Origin of the sequence: Roseovarius sp. (assembly GCF_030373445.1) — a bacterium.
Taxonomy (GTDB): domain Bacteria; phylum Pseudomonadota; class Alphaproteobacteria; order Rhodobacterales; family Rhodobacteraceae; genus Roseovarius.
Window position 1 is genome coordinate 538,920 of sequence record NZ_JAUCYU010000001.1, and the last position, 14,572, is coordinate 553,491.

The 14,572-nt window shown below is 66.9% G+C and carries 19 protein-coding genes; 11 read left to right on the forward strand and 8 right to left on the reverse strand.

Features of this window, described 5'->3' with window-relative positions; all coding sequences use genetic code 11:
• Nucleotides 1-13: 13 nt before the first annotated feature.
• The 5 genes from QUV18_RS02485 to QUV18_RS02505 form a co-directional block, all read right to left on the reverse strand.
• A complete protein-coding gene (locus QUV18_RS02485; protein WP_300891755.1) occupies nt 14-739 on the reverse strand; it encodes an STAS/SEC14 domain-containing protein in 726 nt (241 codons plus the stop codon).
• 135 nt (nt 740-874) lie between these two features.
• Nucleotides 875-1,258 carry a DoxX family protein gene (locus QUV18_RS02490; protein ID WP_300891756.1) on the reverse strand — a complete coding sequence of 128 codons (384 nt, stop codon included), beginning with the start codon at nt 1,256-1,258 and terminating at the stop codon, nt 875-877.
• A 1-nt stretch (nt 1,259) separates the two neighbouring features.
• Nucleotides 1,260-1,574 carry a DUF1244 domain-containing protein gene (locus QUV18_RS02495; protein ID WP_300891758.1) on the reverse strand — a complete coding sequence of 105 codons (315 nt, stop codon included), beginning with the start codon at nt 1,572-1,574 and terminating at the stop codon, nt 1,260-1,262.
• A 10-nt stretch (nt 1,575-1,584) separates the two neighbouring features.
• On the reverse strand, nt 1,585-2,676 hold the full coding sequence (locus QUV18_RS02500) for a hypothetical protein (RefSeq protein WP_300891760.1): 1,092 nt from the start codon (nt 2,674-2,676) through the stop codon (nt 1,585-1,587).
• A 6-nt stretch (nt 2,677-2,682) separates the two neighbouring features.
• Entirely contained in the window at nt 2,683-3,024 is a 342-nt protein-coding gene (locus QUV18_RS02505) for a 5-carboxymethyl-2-hydroxymuconate isomerase (RefSeq protein WP_300891762.1), read from the reverse strand.
• A gap of 145 nt (nt 3,025-3,169) precedes the next feature.
• Here QUV18_RS02505 and QUV18_RS02510 point away from each other — a divergent pair, with 145 nt between their 5' ends.
• Nucleotides 3,170-3,499: a DUF2200 domain-containing protein gene (locus tag QUV18_RS02510; protein WP_366914613.1), complete on the forward strand. Its 330-nt coding sequence runs from the start codon at nt 3,170-3,172 to the stop codon at nt 3,497-3,499.
• Between the two features lie 30 nt (nt 3,500-3,529).
• On the opposite strand, the gene QUV18_RS02515 is transcribed toward QUV18_RS02510, so the two are convergent.
• Complete coding sequence (locus QUV18_RS02515) at nt 3,530-4,822, reverse strand: MFS transporter (protein ID WP_300891767.1); 1,293 nt, start codon at nt 4,820-4,822, stop codon at nt 3,530-3,532.
• 141 nt (nt 4,823-4,963) lie between these two features.
• Entirely contained in the window at nt 4,964-5,704 is a 741-nt protein-coding gene (locus tag QUV18_RS02520; RefSeq protein ID WP_300891769.1) for an N-formylglutamate amidohydrolase, read from the reverse strand.
• Between the two features lie 191 nt (nt 5,705-5,895).
• Between QUV18_RS02520 and pyk the strand changes: the two genes are divergently transcribed.
• Nucleotides 5,896-7,341: a pyruvate kinase gene (gene pyk, locus QUV18_RS02525; protein ID WP_300891771.1), complete on the forward strand. Its 1,446-nt coding sequence runs from the start codon at nt 5,896-5,898 to the stop codon at nt 7,339-7,341.
• Between the two features lie 46 nt (nt 7,342-7,387).
• Nucleotides 7,388-7,609, forward strand: coding sequence for a hypothetical protein (locus QUV18_RS02530; protein WP_300891773.1), 222 nt, complete (start codon nt 7,388-7,390; stop codon nt 7,607-7,609).
• 7 nt (nt 7,610-7,616) lie between these two features.
• Here the strand turns inward: QUV18_RS02530 and QUV18_RS02535 are convergent, their stop codons facing one another.
• Nucleotides 7,617-8,045: a helix-turn-helix domain-containing protein gene (locus QUV18_RS02535; RefSeq protein WP_300891775.1), complete on the reverse strand. Its 429-nt coding sequence runs from the start codon at nt 8,043-8,045 to the stop codon at nt 7,617-7,619.
• A gap of 72 nt (nt 8,046-8,117) precedes the next feature.
• On the opposite strand from QUV18_RS02535, the gene QUV18_RS02540 reads away from it, so the two are divergent.
• The 8 genes from QUV18_RS02540 (at nt 8,118) to QUV18_RS02575 (ending at nt 14,568) form a co-directional block, all read left to right on the forward strand.
• Nucleotides 8,118-8,753, forward strand: a complete 636-nt coding sequence (locus tag QUV18_RS02540) for a cation transporter (protein ID WP_300891776.1) — start codon at nt 8,118-8,120, stop codon at nt 8,751-8,753.
• A 121-nt stretch (nt 8,754-8,874) separates the two neighbouring features.
• Entirely contained in the window at nt 8,875-9,075 is a 201-nt protein-coding gene (gene rpmI / locus QUV18_RS02545) for a 50S ribosomal protein L35 (RefSeq protein ID WP_300891778.1), read from the forward strand.
• A 13-nt stretch (nt 9,076-9,088) separates the two neighbouring features.
• Complete coding sequence (rplT, locus tag QUV18_RS02550) at nt 9,089-9,454, forward strand: 50S ribosomal protein L20 (RefSeq protein WP_300891780.1); 366 nt, start codon at nt 9,089-9,091, stop codon at nt 9,452-9,454.
• A 210-nt stretch (nt 9,455-9,664) separates the two neighbouring features.
• On the forward strand, nt 9,665-10,432 hold the full coding sequence (locus QUV18_RS02555) for a MauE/DoxX family redox-associated membrane protein (protein WP_300891782.1): 768 nt from the start codon (nt 9,665-9,667) through the stop codon (nt 10,430-10,432).
• Between the two features lie 45 nt (nt 10,433-10,477).
• Nucleotides 10,478-11,365: a fatty acid desaturase family protein gene (locus QUV18_RS02560; RefSeq protein WP_300891783.1), complete on the forward strand. Its 888-nt coding sequence runs from the start codon at nt 10,478-10,480 to the stop codon at nt 11,363-11,365.
• 82 nt (nt 11,366-11,447) lie between these two features.
• Nucleotides 11,448-12,521, forward strand: coding sequence for a phenylalanine--tRNA ligase subunit alpha (gene pheS, locus QUV18_RS02565; protein ID WP_300891785.1), 1,074 nt, complete (start codon nt 11,448-11,450; stop codon nt 12,519-12,521).
• Between the two features lie 189 nt (nt 12,522-12,710).
• Nucleotides 12,711-12,995: a YrhK family protein gene (locus QUV18_RS02570; protein WP_300891786.1), complete on the forward strand. Its 285-nt coding sequence runs from the start codon at nt 12,711-12,713 to the stop codon at nt 12,993-12,995.
• A 169-nt stretch (nt 12,996-13,164) separates the two neighbouring features.
• Nucleotides 13,165-14,568 carry a hypothetical protein gene (locus tag QUV18_RS02575; protein ID WP_300891788.1) on the forward strand — a complete coding sequence of 468 codons (1,404 nt, stop codon included), beginning with the start codon at nt 13,165-13,167 and terminating at the stop codon, nt 14,566-14,568.
• Nucleotides 14,569-14,572: the final 4 nt, after the last annotated feature.

The following is a 14,572-nucleotide window of genomic DNA, read 5'->3' on the forward strand; positions in this document are numbered from 1 at the left end:
CCGGGGGAAGGGCTCAGGAGGCGAGCCAGTCGTTCGCCTTGTCGAACTCCGATCCGTCGAAATGGCGGGCGTCGAAACCGAAGGCGCGCTTGCCGATGCCCACGGCCATTTCCTGCCAGCCGGCATTGCCGACGATCGCCGCCCGCTCCACGCGGGAGGCATGGCCGCGGACGAGGTCGAAATGGTCCTTCAGCGCGCCGAGGCCCTGCCAGCCGTCGAAATCGCGCAGGTCGATCAGCAGGCGCAGTTTTTCGTGCTGAGCCATGTAGCGGTTGAGGTCTTCGAGGTCGTTGGCATAGGCCTCGCCATCCAGCTTGCCCCGCAGGCTGAGATGGAGGATGCCGTCGCCGATCTCCTGCTGCTGGATGGTGCCGAGGCTTTCGCGCAGCCAGCGGCGGGCCTCTTCCAGCTCGGACATGGCGAACTTGCCCACCGGGCAGGGCAGGAAGACGGAAAAGGCGCCGACGGCGTTGCGCATGGCCGTGTTGTCGGTGACCAGCGCCGCCCGGTCGAAGCCGCGCCAGTGCTTGAGGCCGGTGCGGGCGTCCTTCAGCATGGCGCCGAGGGTGAAGTCGGAGAACCCGGCCTCGACGATGGCGAGGATGCGCACCCGTTCGTTCCGGGCGATGGCCGCGTCGATGGCGGGGATCAGGGTGTCGGTATAGTCGGCGTCGGTGACGGGCGGGGTCATGCGGATCTCGAGGATTCCGTGGTCGTCGGTGTGGTCTATCTCGATCATCGGGTCGATCTTTCCGGAAAGGGTGGGAACCCTACGGATATAGGGAGGCAAAGGGCGGTCCGGAAAGGGGGGGTGGCCGAAGGTGGCTGATCCTTGCGCGGGTCTGCGCCTTGAGGTCCGCGAAGGTGCCGCTGCCTAGCCGTTCCTGGGGCCGAACAGGGTGTACCGCCCCGGCCCCTGTGCCGCGAGGATCAGCAGGCCGCCGGCGATGGCGATGTTCTTGACCATGATCGTCACCTGCCACGGGTCGGCGCGGAGCTGCCAGTGAAAGTAGCTGGTGAAGATGCAGTAGGCGGCGAGGACCAGCGCCCAGCCGCGGACGTACGGCCCCAGAACGAGGCAGAGGCCGGCGGCGATATTGAACGCGGCAACCGGCCAAACCAGCCAGCCCGGCAGGCCGATGCCGGTGATCATCCCCATCACCTGCGAGGGGTCGCCCACCTTCTGAACCGCGCCGCCGAGGAACAGCAGCGCGATCAGCACGCGGCCGACGAGGTTGAGCGTGTCGGAGGCCGGCACCTCAGCCCTTGTCGCCCACGTTCTCGGCGAAGGCGGTCTTGAAGGCGTCCTGCTTCTCGGGCGAGGCATCGGTCTGGTAGTTGGCTTTCCACTCGTCCATCGTCATGCCGTAGAAGATCTCGCGCGCCTCTTCCTTGCCCATTTCTATGCCGCGCTCGTTGGCGGCCTCCTGGTACCAGCGGGACAGGCAATTCCGGCAGAACCCGGCGAGGTTCATCATGTCGATATTCTGCACGTCGGTGCGCTTTTCCATCAGGTGCTCGCGCAGGGTGCGGAAGGCGGCGGCCTCGAGCTCGATGCGGGTCTGGTCGTCCATGATGGTCTCCTTATCGGCGGTTCAGGTAGAAGGCGGCACGCGACCTTACCGAGGGAGATGTGTCTTCTGCAAGGTGTGCGGCAAGGGCGTCCATGTGGGATGTGGCCTTTTCCCGGTGGGCAATCAAGCCGTCGGCAGCCACTTCCCGGACCTTGGGAGAACGGTCATGGGCGGCCGCGGAGAGGAGCGCGGGGAGGTCGCGGGCGACGGTGAGGGAACGGGTGTCGTGGGTCGGGACAGGCTTGCGAAGGCCCATCGTCTTGTCCGTCCATTCGAAGCGGTGGCCGGTGAGCCAGCGGGCCTCGCCGGTGAGCAGCGCCGTCATGGCGACGCGGCGCACGCCCGGATGCGCGGCGTGATAGGCGAGGCGGTGCAGGCTGGTGTCTAGCGGCGGGTCGCGAAGCAGTTGTTGCAGGAGAAAGCCCTGGCGGCCGGTCAGGGCCGTTTCCAGTGTCTCGGCAAGAGCGGCCGCGACATCCGGGCGGGCAAGCGCGTGACGCATCAGGCCCTGCCCCCTGTCGGACCAGCGTTGCAGGTGCGGCTCCATCTCCAGCAGGAAGAGCGCGGCGCCGGCGATGACGTTCGGGTCGGTCTCGGGGAAGGCGCGGGCGGCATAGGCCTCTGCCGCGAGGCGGACGTTTTCGACCCAGTCGTTCAGGCGATAGCAGATGGCGGCGAATTCGAAGGGCGACCGCGGCGGGCCCGGGAGCGCTTCGAGCGCTTCCTGGCGGAGAAAGCCGTCACCGTGGAAGAGGAAGAGCCAGCCAAGGTCAGGGTACCGCGTGAGGCGATGGCGGTCACCTGAGCCGCCGCCACCGGGCCCGATGCGGTACCAAGGGGGCGCCTGGTTGGGAATTTCATCCACGGGACGAACCCAGGGTTCGTCCGGCTTGTAAAGCCGCCTGATCTCGTAGCCTCCGCGCGGCACAGCCGCGGGTGTGAGGTTGGCAAGGCCTTGTCTGTATGTGTCGATCTGCCCCGGCTCGACCCGGTCGCGGCGGCTGGCAGAGCCAAGCTCGTAGACCGCGCGTTGCACGGGTTCGGGAAGAACCGTCCAGCGGTGCTTGTGGAACACGTCGGGATATTGGCGCGGCGCTGACAAGGCGGGTTACAACATGCGCTTGAGGTAGGGCTGGTGAATGTCGCTTAGCCGGACGGTGAGGCTGCCGACGTCGGGGAGGTGTTTCTGCAGGTGGTCCATGGTGAGCTGTGCGAGGTCGGCGCGGGTGTCCTCGTCCCGGCCGGGGAGCAGGAGGAGGGTTGCGTGGGCGAAGGTCTGTGGTTCGACCCCGATGCGCGAGGCGGTGGCGGCGATGGTGCGGGTGCGGACGGTGTCGGGCGCGGTGACGGAGGGGTGGGCGGCGAAGGCCTCCCACAGGGTGTCGCAGAGGGCCTGGAGGTCGTGGCTGTCCTCGAGGCCCCTGGAATGTTCGATGGTGATATGGGGCATGGGCGGTCTCCTTCCTTGGGCGAGTAAAGGCGGGCGGGGGTGCGGGGTGCAACCGGAAACTTCGCCTGTGCCGGGCGGCGGCATGTGGTAGGATCCGGGTCAGTCGTACTGGGAGGCGTCGATGGCCGGGCACAAGATTTACAAGATGAGTTTCGCGAGCGTCTATCCGCATTACGTCGCCAAGGCCGAGCGGAAGGGGCGCACGAAGGCGGAGGTGGACGAGATCATCCGCTGGCTGACCGGGTATGATCAGGCGGGGTTGGAGGCGGTTCTGGCGGACGGGCGGGATTTCGAGGCGTTCTTTGCCGATGCGCCGGCGATGAACCCGGCGCGGGGGGAGATCAGGGGGGTGATCTGTGGCGTGCGGGTCGAGGAAATCGAAGAGCCGCTGATGCGCGAGATCCGGTATTTGGACAAGCTGGTGGACGAGCTGGCGAAGGGCAAGGCGATGGAGAAGATATTGCGCTCGGGCTGATCCCCGGAAACGGCCGGGACTGGCCGCGCGTTACGGTCGATCCGCCGTGGATTGCGGCCGGTCTTGATCCTGCGCCTCCCTCTCGCTTTCCGCCTGTTCGGCCGCCCAGGCCCCGGCGGCCTCGACCGCCACGGGCGAGGCCGTGGGCAACACGCCGAGATAGCTTTCGGTCTCCTCCGCGGGCGCCACAGCACGCTGGGTCATCCGGTAGAGGGCATAGAGTGCGATGGTGGCGAATGTGGCGCCGAGGACCAGCCAGAAAGCGGAGGGGGAAAACCGCCCCATCGCCCAGCCCGCCAGCAAAGGCCCGGCGATGGCGCCCAGCCCGAAGGTGAAGACCAGCCCGCCGGAGGCCGAGGGCATCTCCTCGGCCGAGAGGTAATCGTTGGTGTAGGCGAGGAAGAGCGCGTAGAGCGGCGTGGTCACGCCCCCGGCGAAGAAGGCCGCGGCCATCAGGAACCAAAGGTTGCCGCCCGCCATCCAGCCCAGGCCGCAGGAGATGCCGCCGAGGCAGGCAGCGCCGAAGATCAGCTTGCGCCGGTCCATCCGGTCGGACAGCCAGCCGATCGGGTATTGCAACAACAGCGCCCCGCCGAAGAGCATGGCAACCAGGAGCGCGATGGCGTCGGCCGACATGCCGATCTCGGTGCCGAACACGGCGGCCATGCCCGACTGCGTGGCATAGACCCCGCCCAGGAGGAAGATTCCCACCGTGCCCAGCGGCGAGCCTGTGAAGAGACGGCGCAGCGACATCGGCCGGGCGACCTTGGCCGCGGGCACCGGGGTGGCTGACAGGAGGATCGGCCCGAAGGAGATAGACACGAGGATCGAGGCGCCGATGAAGAGTGTCGCGGTGCCGGCGTCGCCGAGGGTCAGCAGCCCCTGCGCGCCGATGATCCCGAGGGTCTGGGCGATCATGTAGGCTGCCAGCACCGATCCGCGGGTTTCGTTGGTGGTGGAATCGTTGAGCCAGCTTTCGGCAGTGACGTAGACGCCCGACATGCAGAAGCCCACGAGCAGGCGCAAGACCGTCCAGGCGATGGGGTCGGTGACCAGCGGAAAGGCGATGAGGCCCGCGGACATGAAACTGCCCAGCGCGGCGAAAACGCGGACATGGCCAACCCGCTGGATCATCAGGGGCGTGAGCCGGGCGCCGGAGAGAAAGCCGAGGAAATAACCCGAGGTGACGATGGCAAGCTCGGTGGCGGAGAAGCCCTCGATCCCGCCGCGCAGGCCGATCAGTGTGAAATGCATGCCGTTGCCCAGCATGATGAACACGATCCCGAGCAGAAGCGCCCAGACGCCTGAGAGAAGCCGAACCATGAGCGGGAGCCTAGCACAATGGGTTGCGTTGTGGAGGTCTGGTAACGGCTTTCAGGGATGTGCCGTATCGCAGGCGCGCCGCCTGTGCCGGGTTTTGCGACCTTCGGCCCGGCGCGTGCCCGGAATTGGCACGGAAACCGTCTACACCCCCGCCGTCTCCGCCGCCTCTTCCAGCAGGGGCGCGAGCCGCCTGCCCCACGCGACCTGGTCGGCCTCTTGCTCGATCAGGTCGTTGCGGACTTCCAACAGGACGTTCGGCCGCTCGTAGGCGATGGCGTGCCGCGCGATGGCGTCGCCGGGGAGGTGCCCGCCATAGGGTTCGTTCTCGCCGATGCAGAGGTCGGGCTCTTCCCGCAGGCGGTTAGCCAGCGGGCGGCTGAGGCGTTCGTCGGCGGCGTAGAGCACGCCCACGTGCCACGGCCGGGGCGGGCGGCCCTGAAGCTGGCGGGTGAAACTGTGGACCGAGACGATGACGGTATCGGCCCGGCGCGCCGCCAGCTCCGCCAGCGCGGTGTGATAGGGCCGGTAGCAGCGGTTGAGGCGCAGCTCCAGCTCCTCGGGCCCGGCGTGGCGGTTGCCGGGGATGATCGTGCCGTCATAGAGCTTCATCAGCAGCGTCGGGTCATCCTCGCCCCGGTTGGGGTCGATCACGAGGCGGGAGAAATTGGTGGCGATGAAGGGCGCGTCGAGCTGTCGGGCCATTTCCCGCGCCATGCCCAATGCGCCCACATCATAGGCGATGTGGCGCATCATGTCGCCCTCGGCCAGCCCCAGCGTGCCGCCGTTGACGAAGGGCGGCACGGTATTGGCGGCATGGTCGCAGGTCACGAGCCAACGCGCAGGGCGGTCAGCCCCTTCGATCTCGAACGGGTGGTATGTCATCGGGGTGTCATGTCCTTTGCGCACGGTCTAGGACAGTTGCGCCGGGATGTGAATTGGGTAATAACCGGCTGTAAATCCGTTAGCGATAACAGCTTTACGTATACCCTGCCGTCATTCACGACAGGCCCATTGACACGCCACGCCACGCCATGATGATCGGGCGGACGAGCAGCCGGAGGACCACCCCGCCCATGAGACGCCACCGCAACGTCAAGATCGTCGCCACGCTCGGCCCGTCATCCGAGACCTACGAGATGATCCGCGCCCTGCATGAAGCCGGGGCCGACGTGTTCCGGCTGAACATGAGCCACGGCACCCATGAGAGCATCCGCGAGAAGCACCGGATCATCCGGCAGATCGAGGAGGAGCTGGACAGTCCGATCGGCATCCTCGCCGATTTGCAGGGGCCGAAGCTGCGGGTCGGGGAGTTCGCGAAGGGCGAGGAGGAGCTGCAGCCCGGCGCCGCCTTCCGGCTGGACCTCGACGAGGCGGAGGGGGATGCAAGCCGCGTCTGCCTGCCGCATCCGGAGATTTTCGAGGCGCTGGAGCCGGGCGCGACGCTGCTGGTCAATGACGGGAAGATCCGGCTGAAGGTGACCGAGTGCGGCAATGACTTCGCCGAGACCGAGGTGCTGGTCGGCGGCACGATTTCCAACCGCAAGGGGGTGAACGTGCCGGACGTGGTGCTGCCGCTGGCGGCGCTGTCGGAGAAGGACCGGGAAGACCTCGAGTTTGCCTGCGAGCTGGGCGTCGACTGGCTGGCGCTGAGCTTCGTGCAGCGGGCGGCGGATGTGGAGGAGGCGCGCGAGCTGGCGAAGGGCCGGGCCGCGATCCTGTCGAAGATCGAGAAACCCTCGGCGGTGGAGTGGTTCGACAACATCCTTGCCGTCTCTGACGGGATCATGGTGGCAAGGGGCGATCTTGGCGTCGAGCTGCCGGTGCAGAACGTGCCGCCGATCCAGAAGCGGCTGGTGCGCAAGTGCCGGGCGCAGGCCAAGCCGGTGATCGTGGCGACCCAGATGCTCGAATCGATGATCGAGAGCCCGATGCCCACCCGGGCCGAGGTGTCGGACGTGGCCGCCGCCATCTATGAAGGCACCGACGCGGTGATGCTGTCGGCGGAAAGCGCCGCGGGCAGCTACCCGGTGGAGGCGGTCACCACGATGGACAACGTGGCGCGCGAGGTCGAGGACGACCCGACTTATACCCAGATCATCGAATCTTCTCGCGTGATCAGCCGCACGAGCGTGGCCGACGGCATCGTCGCCGCCGCGCGCGAGATTGCCGAGGCCACGGATATCGTCGCCATCTGCTGTTTCAGCCAGTCGGGCACCACCGCCCTGCTGACCGCCCGCGAGCGGCCGCGCGTGCCGATCATCGCCATGACAAACCTTGTCGGTACCGCCCGGCGGCTGGCGCTGACATGGGGGGTGAACTGTGTCATGACCGGACAGCTCGACCGGTTCAAGCAGGCGGTTCTGAACGCCGCGCGGGCCGCGCGGGAGCAGGGCTATGCCCAGCCGCTCGACCAGATCGTGGTGACCGCCGGGGTGCCGTTCAACGTGCCTGGAACCACCAACATCCTGCGGGTGGCGCCCTGTCAGGAAAGTTTGATTTACGCCACCGATCCGGGGTAATCTGGCCCAAGGGCCGGTGGCGGCCCGAGAGAGGGAAGGACCGCGCGTGAACCCCGACCTGTTGCTTGCCATCGGTATCGTTCTGGCGGTCCTGTCGATCCCGTCGATGCTGGCCGCCTTTGCCGACCGGCGCACGCCACGGGTGGCGGCGCTCGTCGCCATCATCGCGGGCTGCATGATCGTCTGGGCGGTCCGCGAACAACCGGGCGGCTACACGATCGAGGAAATCCCCGAGGTCTTCGTGCGGGTGGTGGCGGAGTTCATCTGACGCCGTTCTAATGATCGGCGCCGTGCTCTGTCTTGCACATGTCGTGGTCCGACAGCGAGGCCAGCACGTAGCAATCCTGCGGCGCGCCCCTTCCCGAGCAGCCATCGACGATCCGGCCCAACTCCGTCTCCAGCGCCCTGAGGCGGGCGATCTTGTGGCGCACGTCGTCAAGCTGGGCCCGGGCGATATCCGAGGCTTCCTGGCAGGTGCGGTCGGGGTGGCGCTGCAACTCGATCAGCGAGGAGATGGCGCCGAGCGGAAAGCCGAGGTCGCGGGCGTGGCGGATGAAGCCCAGCTGTTCCAGCTCGTCGCGGCCATAACGCCGCTGGTTGCCGGATGTGCGCCCGGCGGCGGCGATCAGGCCCATCTCCTCGTAATAGCGGATTGTGGGCACCTTGACCCCGGTGCGGCGCGACAGCTCTCCGATGGAAAACATGAAAAGACCTCTTGAAGCTCTAGTTCCTAGAGAGATTAGGTTGGGCTCAACGTAATTTCAACGAGGACCACCATGGCAGGCTGTTGTGGACATGACGCGAAGTTCGACGGGGTGTCGGACTCCTATAAACGCAGGCTCTGGGCGGTGATCGCCATCAACGCGGCGATGTTCGCCGTCGAGATGGGCGCCGGGCAGATGGCGCAGTCGCAGGCGCTGAAGGCGGACGCGCTGGATTTCCTGGGCGATGCGCTGACCTACGGCATTTCGCTGGCGGTGATCGGTGCGTCGGTGCAGGTGCGCACGACGGCGGCGCTGGCCAAGGGCGTGAGCCTGTTGCTGATGGGGCTGTGGGTGATGGGTTCGACCATCTACCGGGTGTTCGTGGTGGGCGTGCCGGAGGCCGGGATCATGGGCGTCGTGGGGTTCATGGCGCTCGCCGCGAACGTGGCGAGCGTGCTGCTGCTGATGCAGTACAAGGACGGCGACGCCAACGTGCGCTCAGTGTGGCTGTGTTCGCGCAACGACGCGATCGGCAACGTGGCGGTGATGCTGGCCGCGCTGGGGGTCTGGGGCACGACGACCGGCTGGCCCGACCTGATCGTCGCCGGGATCATGGCGGGGCTGTTCCTGACCTCCTCGGTGCAGATCATCCGGCAGGCGCTGGAGGAGCGGCGGGAAGAGGCCGGGCACCTGCACGAGGCCGGCTGAGCGCCCGGATTCCCCCTTGCTTATCGGGCGGGAACTTCGTATATCGCCCGCTCATCAGCGCGGCCGGCCGGAGTGGCATGCCGAGTCGCGTAGAACAACCGACCGAATGAAGGAGCCGGAAATGCCCAAGATGAAGACCAAGTCGAGCTGCAAGAAGCGGTTCAAGATCAGCGGCACCGGAAAGGTGATCCGCGCCCAGGCTGGCAAGCAGCACGGGATGATCAAACGCACCAACAAGTTCATCCGCGACGCGCGTGGCACGACCACGCTGAGCAAGGCTGATGAGAAGATCATCAAGCCGATGATGCCCTATTCGCGCTAAGGAGAACTGATCAATGGCACGCGTTAAAGGTGGGACCGTTACCCACGCCCGTCACAAGAAAGTCACCAGCGCCGCGAAAGGCTATTACGGCCGCCGCAAGAACACCTTCAAGGTGGCGGCACAGGCTGTCGACAAGGCCAACCAGTACGCCACCCGCGACCGCAAGAACCGCAAGCGCAACTTCCGCGCGCTGTGGATCCAGCGGATCAACGCGGCAGTGCGCGCGCATGACGAAAGCCTGACCTATTCGCGCTTCGTCAACGGCCTGAGCCTGGCCGGGGTCGAGGTGGACCGCAAGGTTCTCGCCGACCTGGCCGTGCACGAGCCGGCGGCATTCGGCGCCATCGTCGAGCAGGCAAAAAGCGCATTGGCACGGTAAGCCAGTCGCACCGAGGGACATAAGGAAACGCCGCCGGGCAGGGATGCCGGCGGCGTTTTTTCTTGTGCGGGGGTGAGCCTGTTGTGGATGGCGCGCGCGTGGCGGGCCGCGGGATTTGAGTATTTTTGGAAAAGTGAAAGTAGGTGGCGGGTAACCCGGATCGAGTGACGCCCGGAACACGAAGCGGGCGTGGCACGTTTCCTACATGTGATGACAGATGCCACAGCCCACACCTCCGCCCCCGCCGATACCCGCACTGCCAGCCTTTACCGGATGGACATGCCGGACCATCTCTGCCCGTTCGGGCTGAAATCCCGCTGGCTGCTCAAGCGGTCGGGCTATGAGGTCGACGACCACCTGCTGACCAATCGCGACGAGGTGGACGCCTTCATGGAGCGTGAAGGGGTCGAGACCACGCCGCAGACCTATATCGGCGGCGAACGGGTCGGCGGCTACGAGGAGCTGCGCGAGCGGCTGGGATACTCCGTGGCAAAGGGGGACGAGACCTCCTACACCCCCGTGATCGCCATCTTCGCCATCTCCGCGCTGGTGGCGCTGGCAATCGCGTGGGCGTCGCTGGGCACGGTTCTGGCCATCCGCACGGTGGAATGGTTCGCCGCGACCGCGATGACCCTGCTGGCGGTGCAGAAGCTGCAGGACGTGGAGAGCTTTTCCACCATGTTCCTCAACTACGACCTGCTGGCCCGGCGCTGGGTGCCCTACGGCTATCTCTACCCGTTCGGCGAGGCGCTGGCGGGGATCCTGATGATCGCCGGGGCGCTGATCTGGCTGGCCGCGCCCGTGGCGCTGTTCATCGGTACGGTGGGCGCCGTGTCGGTCTTCAAGGCGGTCTATGTCGACAAGCGCGAACTGAAATGCGCCTGCGTCGGCGGCAATTCCAACGTACCGCTGGGCTTCGTGTCGCTGACCGAGAACCTGGTGATGATCGCGATGGGCGCTTGGATGCTGCTGAAGTAACGCGGCCCCTTTCGCGGGCCGGGCTTCGAGATTATCCTGCGCCCCATGGACCACAAGCAATTCACCGCCGCCCTTCCCCGCGAGGTGCTGGCCGACCTGAACGCGACCGAGGATGCCCCCGGCCTGCGCCACTTGGCGGGGCATTTCGGGCTGATCGGGCTGTTCGGGGTGTGGATCGCACAGGGCTGGTGGCTCTGGCCGATGGCGGTGGTGGCGCAGGGGATTGCGATCTGCTTCCTGTTCACGCTGGAGCACGAGGCGACGCACAAGACACCCTTCCGGACGCTCTGGGTCAACGAGTGGGTCGGTCGTATCTGCGGATTGCTGATCTGTCAGCCCTTCGAATGGTTCCGGTATTTCCACCTCGCCCATCACCGCTTTACCAACATCCCCGACAAGGACCCCGAGCTTGTCGCCGGCGGCAAGCCGGAGACCTGGGGGCAGTATGTCCGCCACGTCTCGGGCCTGCCCTTCTGGTGGGCGATGCTCGGGGTGACGGTGAACAATGCGCTGGGGCGCGACCTGGGGCCCTATATCCCGGCGCGCGCCCGTCCCCGCGTGGTGGCCGAGGCGCGGTGGATGCTGGCGATCTATGTTTTGGCGCTGGCGAGCCTTGTGATCACGCCGCTCCTTTTCTGGGTGTGGCTGTTGCCCTGTCTCGTAGGCCAGCCGTTCCTGCGGCTTTACCTGCTGGCCGAGCACGGGCGCTGCGCCTTTGTCGCCAACATGTTCGAGAACACGCGCACCACCTATACCAACCGGATCATCCGGTTCCTGGCGTGGAACATGCCCTACCATGTCGAGCATCACACCCTGCCCAACGTGCCCTTCCACCGCCTGCCGGAGCTGCACCGGCATATGGAAGGCCGCCACGCGGTGACGTCGGATGGATATGCGGCCTTTACCGCAGACTATGCCAAGGCGCTGCGATAGGGCGAAAGCCCCGCCACCGCTTGCATTCGGGCCCCCGCCCGGCTAGCAGGACAGCCGACAGCACAACCGAGGGCGCCCGGCGATGGACGATCTGCGCGACAAGTATATTTCCCTGATTTCCGGGGCCAAGGACGAGGCCGCGCTGGAGGACCTGCGCGTACAGGCCGTCGGCAAGAAGGGCGAGGTCAGCCTGAAGATGCGCGAGCTGGGCAAGATGACGCCCGAGGAGCGTCAGGAGGCCGGGCCGAAGCTGAACGCGCTGAAGGACGAGATCAACAGCGCGCTTGCGGCCAAGAAGGCGGCGCTGGCCGATGCGGCGCTCGATGAGCGGCTGAAGACCGAGTGGCTGGACGTCACCCTGCCCGGCCGGCCCCGGCGCAACGGCACGATCCACCCGGTCAGCCAGGTGACCGAAGAGGTCACGGCGATCTTCGCCGACATGGGCTTCTCTGTCGCCGAGGGGCCGCAGGTCGAGAGCGACTGGCATAATTTCGACGCGCTCAACATCCCCGGCCACCACCCGGCGCGGGCCGAGATGGACACGTTCTACATGTACCGGGCGGAGGGCGACGAGCGCCCGCCGCACGTGCTGCGCACCCATACCTCGCCGGTGCAGATTCGGTCGATGGAGCTGCAGGGCGCGCCGCTACGTGTGATCTGCCCGGGCCGCGTCTACCGCGCGGATTTCGACCAGACACATACGCCGATGTTCCACCAGGTCGAGGGGCTGGCGGTGGATACCGATATCTCGATGGCGAACCTGAAATGGTGCCTCGAGGAGTTCGTGAAGGCGTTCTTCGAGGTCGATGCGGTCGAGCTGCGCTTCCGCGCCTCGCACTTCCCCTTCACGGAACCCTCGGCCGAGGTGGATATCCGCTGCTCGTGGGAAGGCGGCACGCTGAAGATCGGCGAGGGCGACGACTGGATGGAGATCCTCGGGTCGGGCATGGTGCATCCCAAGGTGCTGCAGGCCGGCAATATCGACCCGGATCGCTGGCAGGGCTTCGCCTTCGGTATCGGCATCGACCGGCTGGCGATGCTGAAATACGGCATCCCGGATCTGCGCGCGTTCTTCGACTCCGACCTGCGGTGGCTCCGGCATTACGGGTTTGCGAGCCTGGATGTGCCGACGCTGCATGGCGGGTTGTCGCGGTAGACGCGGCCGGAGTGGTGGGTTTCACCCACCCTACGGGCAAGTGCCCGCCCCGGACATGATCCGGGGCCTCTGACGGGCCGAGGTCCCGGCTCGGGGGCCGGGACGGAGAGCCAAGGCCGCCGCCGGGTTGCGACACGGAACGGGGCGTTTATGGTATCCCGCGAACGTCCCGGAACCGGAGGTCGCCACATGCCCCTTTTCAGACATGAGAACCGGCAGCGAAGCGAGCGCAGCCGACGTCTGTATGCCGCCTACGAGATCGCCCATACGGTCGTCGATTTCAGCGCGGCGTTGAGTTTCCTGATAGGCTCGGTGCTGTTCTTCTGGAAGGAGACCGAGACGGCGGCGATCTGGTTCTTCGTGGTGGGCTCGGTCCTGTTCTGCGTCAAGCCGACGCTGCGGCTGGCGCGGGAAATCCACCTGCTTTCGCTGGGCCGGGTCGACGAGCTGGCGCGCCGGGGCGAGCAGCCCTGACATTAGCGCCGCTTGACTTGGCCCGCGCCACGCCCGACGCTGGCGCCCGGGACAGGCAGGCGGAGAGCGGCAGATGAGCCATCGGCGGGCGCGCTTGGGGCAGGTGACGGGATGCCTCCGGCGGGGATATTTGGGGCCAGAAGAAGCCGGGACGCACCTGCGCTTCTTCTTGGTTAAAATACTCAAATCCTCGCTTGCGCTTCTCGCTGCCGTTGCGGGTTTGGCGCTGTCGGCGGGGGCGGCGCTGGCGCATGCCTCGGAGCAGGGGTTCGTGCTGCTGCTTCCCACGGACGTCTATATCGCCGCCGGGGGCGCGAGTGTCGGGCTGACGGTGGTGTTGCTGGCGCTGTTGCCGCCGGGCGCGGCGGAGGCGGTGTTTCGCACGGTGCGGCTATGGCCCGCCAGCGCGCGGTTCCGGCATGTCACCTCCTGCCTGGCGGCGGTGTTGCTGGCCTTTCTTGTATGGCGGGGGTTCACCGGGTCGCGGGATCCGTCGGTGAACCCGATGCCGCTTTTCGTCTGGACGGTGTGGTGGATCGGGCTGGTCACGGTGCAGGGGCTGGTCGGCAATCACTGGCGCTGGACGAACCCGTGGACGGGGCCGGCGGCGGTGTTGGCGCGGCTGACCGGGGCCCGGGCGCCGTGGCGCTATCCGCGCTGGCTGGGGCATTGGCCGGCGGTGGTCATCTTCCTCGCCTTCGCCGGGTTCCTGCTGGCCGATCCGGCGCCAAGCGATCCGGCGCGGCTGGCGGCCTATGCCGGGGCCTACTGGTACGTGGCCCTGCTGGGGCTGGTGCTGTTCGGGCCGGCCTGGATGGTGCGGGCAGAGGGGATCACGGTGCTGATGCGAATCTATGCGCGGATGGCGGTGCTGGGTCGTGACAGGGGGCGGGTGGCGGCGGGGCTGCCGGGGTGGCAGGTGATCCGGCTGAAGGCGCCGCCGCTGGCGCTGGCGGTGTTCACGCTGGTGCTTTTGGGCACCGGCAGTTTCGACGGGCTGAACGAGACGTTTTGGTGGATGGGCGTGCTGGGGGTGAACCCGCTGGAATTTCCCGGCCGGTCGGCCGTGATCGTGCAGACGCTGGCGGGGCTTATCGCTTGCAACCTCGGCCTGATCGGGGCGTTTGCCGGTTGCCTGTGGCTGGGGGAGCGGCTGGCGGGCACGCAGCGGCCGCTGAAACAGGCCTTCTGTCTCTTCGCGCCGTCGATCCTGCCGATCGCGCTGGCCTATCACGTGGCCCATTACCTGACCGCGCTGCTGGTCGACGGGCAGTATGTGCTGAAGGCGCTGAACGACCCGCTGGGGAACGGCGCAAGCCTGCTGGGGCTGGCGGAGTTCTACGTGACCACGGGCTTTTTCAACACGCCCGGCACGGTCAAGCTGATCTGGCTGACGCAGGCCGGGGTGGTGGTGGCGGGGCACGTGATCGCCATCCTGCTGGCCCATGCGCTGGCGCTGAAGGACACCCCCGGCACCCGCCGCGCCGTGCTGGGGCAGGCGCCGCTGGCGGCGTTCATGGTTGCCTACACGGTGTTCGGGTTGTGGCTGCTGGCCTCGCCGCGGGGCCTCTGACCCC

Coding starts and splice junctions, on each gene's coding strand:
- QUV18_RS02540 (WP_300891776.1), top strand. CDS start 8,118: ATGGCAGGCTGTTGTGGACATGACGCGAAGTTCGACGGGGTGTCGGAC.
- QUV18_RS02535 (WP_300891775.1), bottom strand. CDS start 8,045: ATGTTTTCCATCGGAGAGCTGTCGCGCCGCACCGGGGTCAAGGTGCCC.
- QUV18_RS02570 (WP_300891786.1), top strand. CDS start 12,711: ATGCCCCTTTTCAGACATGAGAACCGGCAGCGAAGCGAGCGCAGCCGA.
- pheS (WP_300891785.1), top strand. CDS start 11,448: ATGGACGATCTGCGCGACAAGTATATTTCCCTGATTTCCGGGGCCAAG.
- QUV18_RS02520 (WP_300891769.1), bottom strand. CDS start 5,704: ATGACATACCACCCGTTCGAGATCGAAGGGGCTGACCGCCCTGCGCGT.
- rpmI (WP_300891778.1), top strand. CDS start 8,875: ATGCCCAAGATGAAGACCAAGTCGAGCTGCAAGAAGCGGTTCAAGATC.
- rplT (WP_300891780.1), top strand. CDS start 9,089: ATGGCACGCGTTAAAGGTGGGACCGTTACCCACGCCCGTCACAAGAAA.
- pyk (WP_300891771.1), top strand. CDS start 5,896: ATGAGACGCCACCGCAACGTCAAGATCGTCGCCACGCTCGGCCCGTCA.
- QUV18_RS02495 (WP_300891758.1), bottom strand. CDS start 1,574: ATGGACGACCAGACCCGCATCGAGCTCGAGGCCGCCGCCTTCCGCACC.
- QUV18_RS02560 (WP_300891783.1), top strand. CDS start 10,478: ATGGACCACAAGCAATTCACCGCCGCCCTTCCCCGCGAGGTGCTGGCC.
- QUV18_RS02555 (WP_300891782.1), top strand. CDS start 9,665: ATGACAGATGCCACAGCCCACACCTCCGCCCCCGCCGATACCCGCACT.
- QUV18_RS02510 (WP_366914613.1), top strand. CDS start 3,170: ATGAGTTTCGCGAGCGTCTATCCGCATTACGTCGCCAAGGCCGAGCGG.
- QUV18_RS02485 (WP_300891755.1), bottom strand. CDS start 739: ATGATCGAGATAGACCACACCGACGACCACGGAATCCTCGAGATCCGC.
- QUV18_RS02515 (WP_300891767.1), bottom strand. CDS start 4,822: ATGGTTCGGCTTCTCTCAGGCGTCTGGGCGCTTCTGCTCGGGATCGTG.
- QUV18_RS02505 (WP_300891762.1), bottom strand. CDS start 3,024: ATGCCCCATATCACCATCGAACATTCCAGGGGCCTCGAGGACAGCCAC.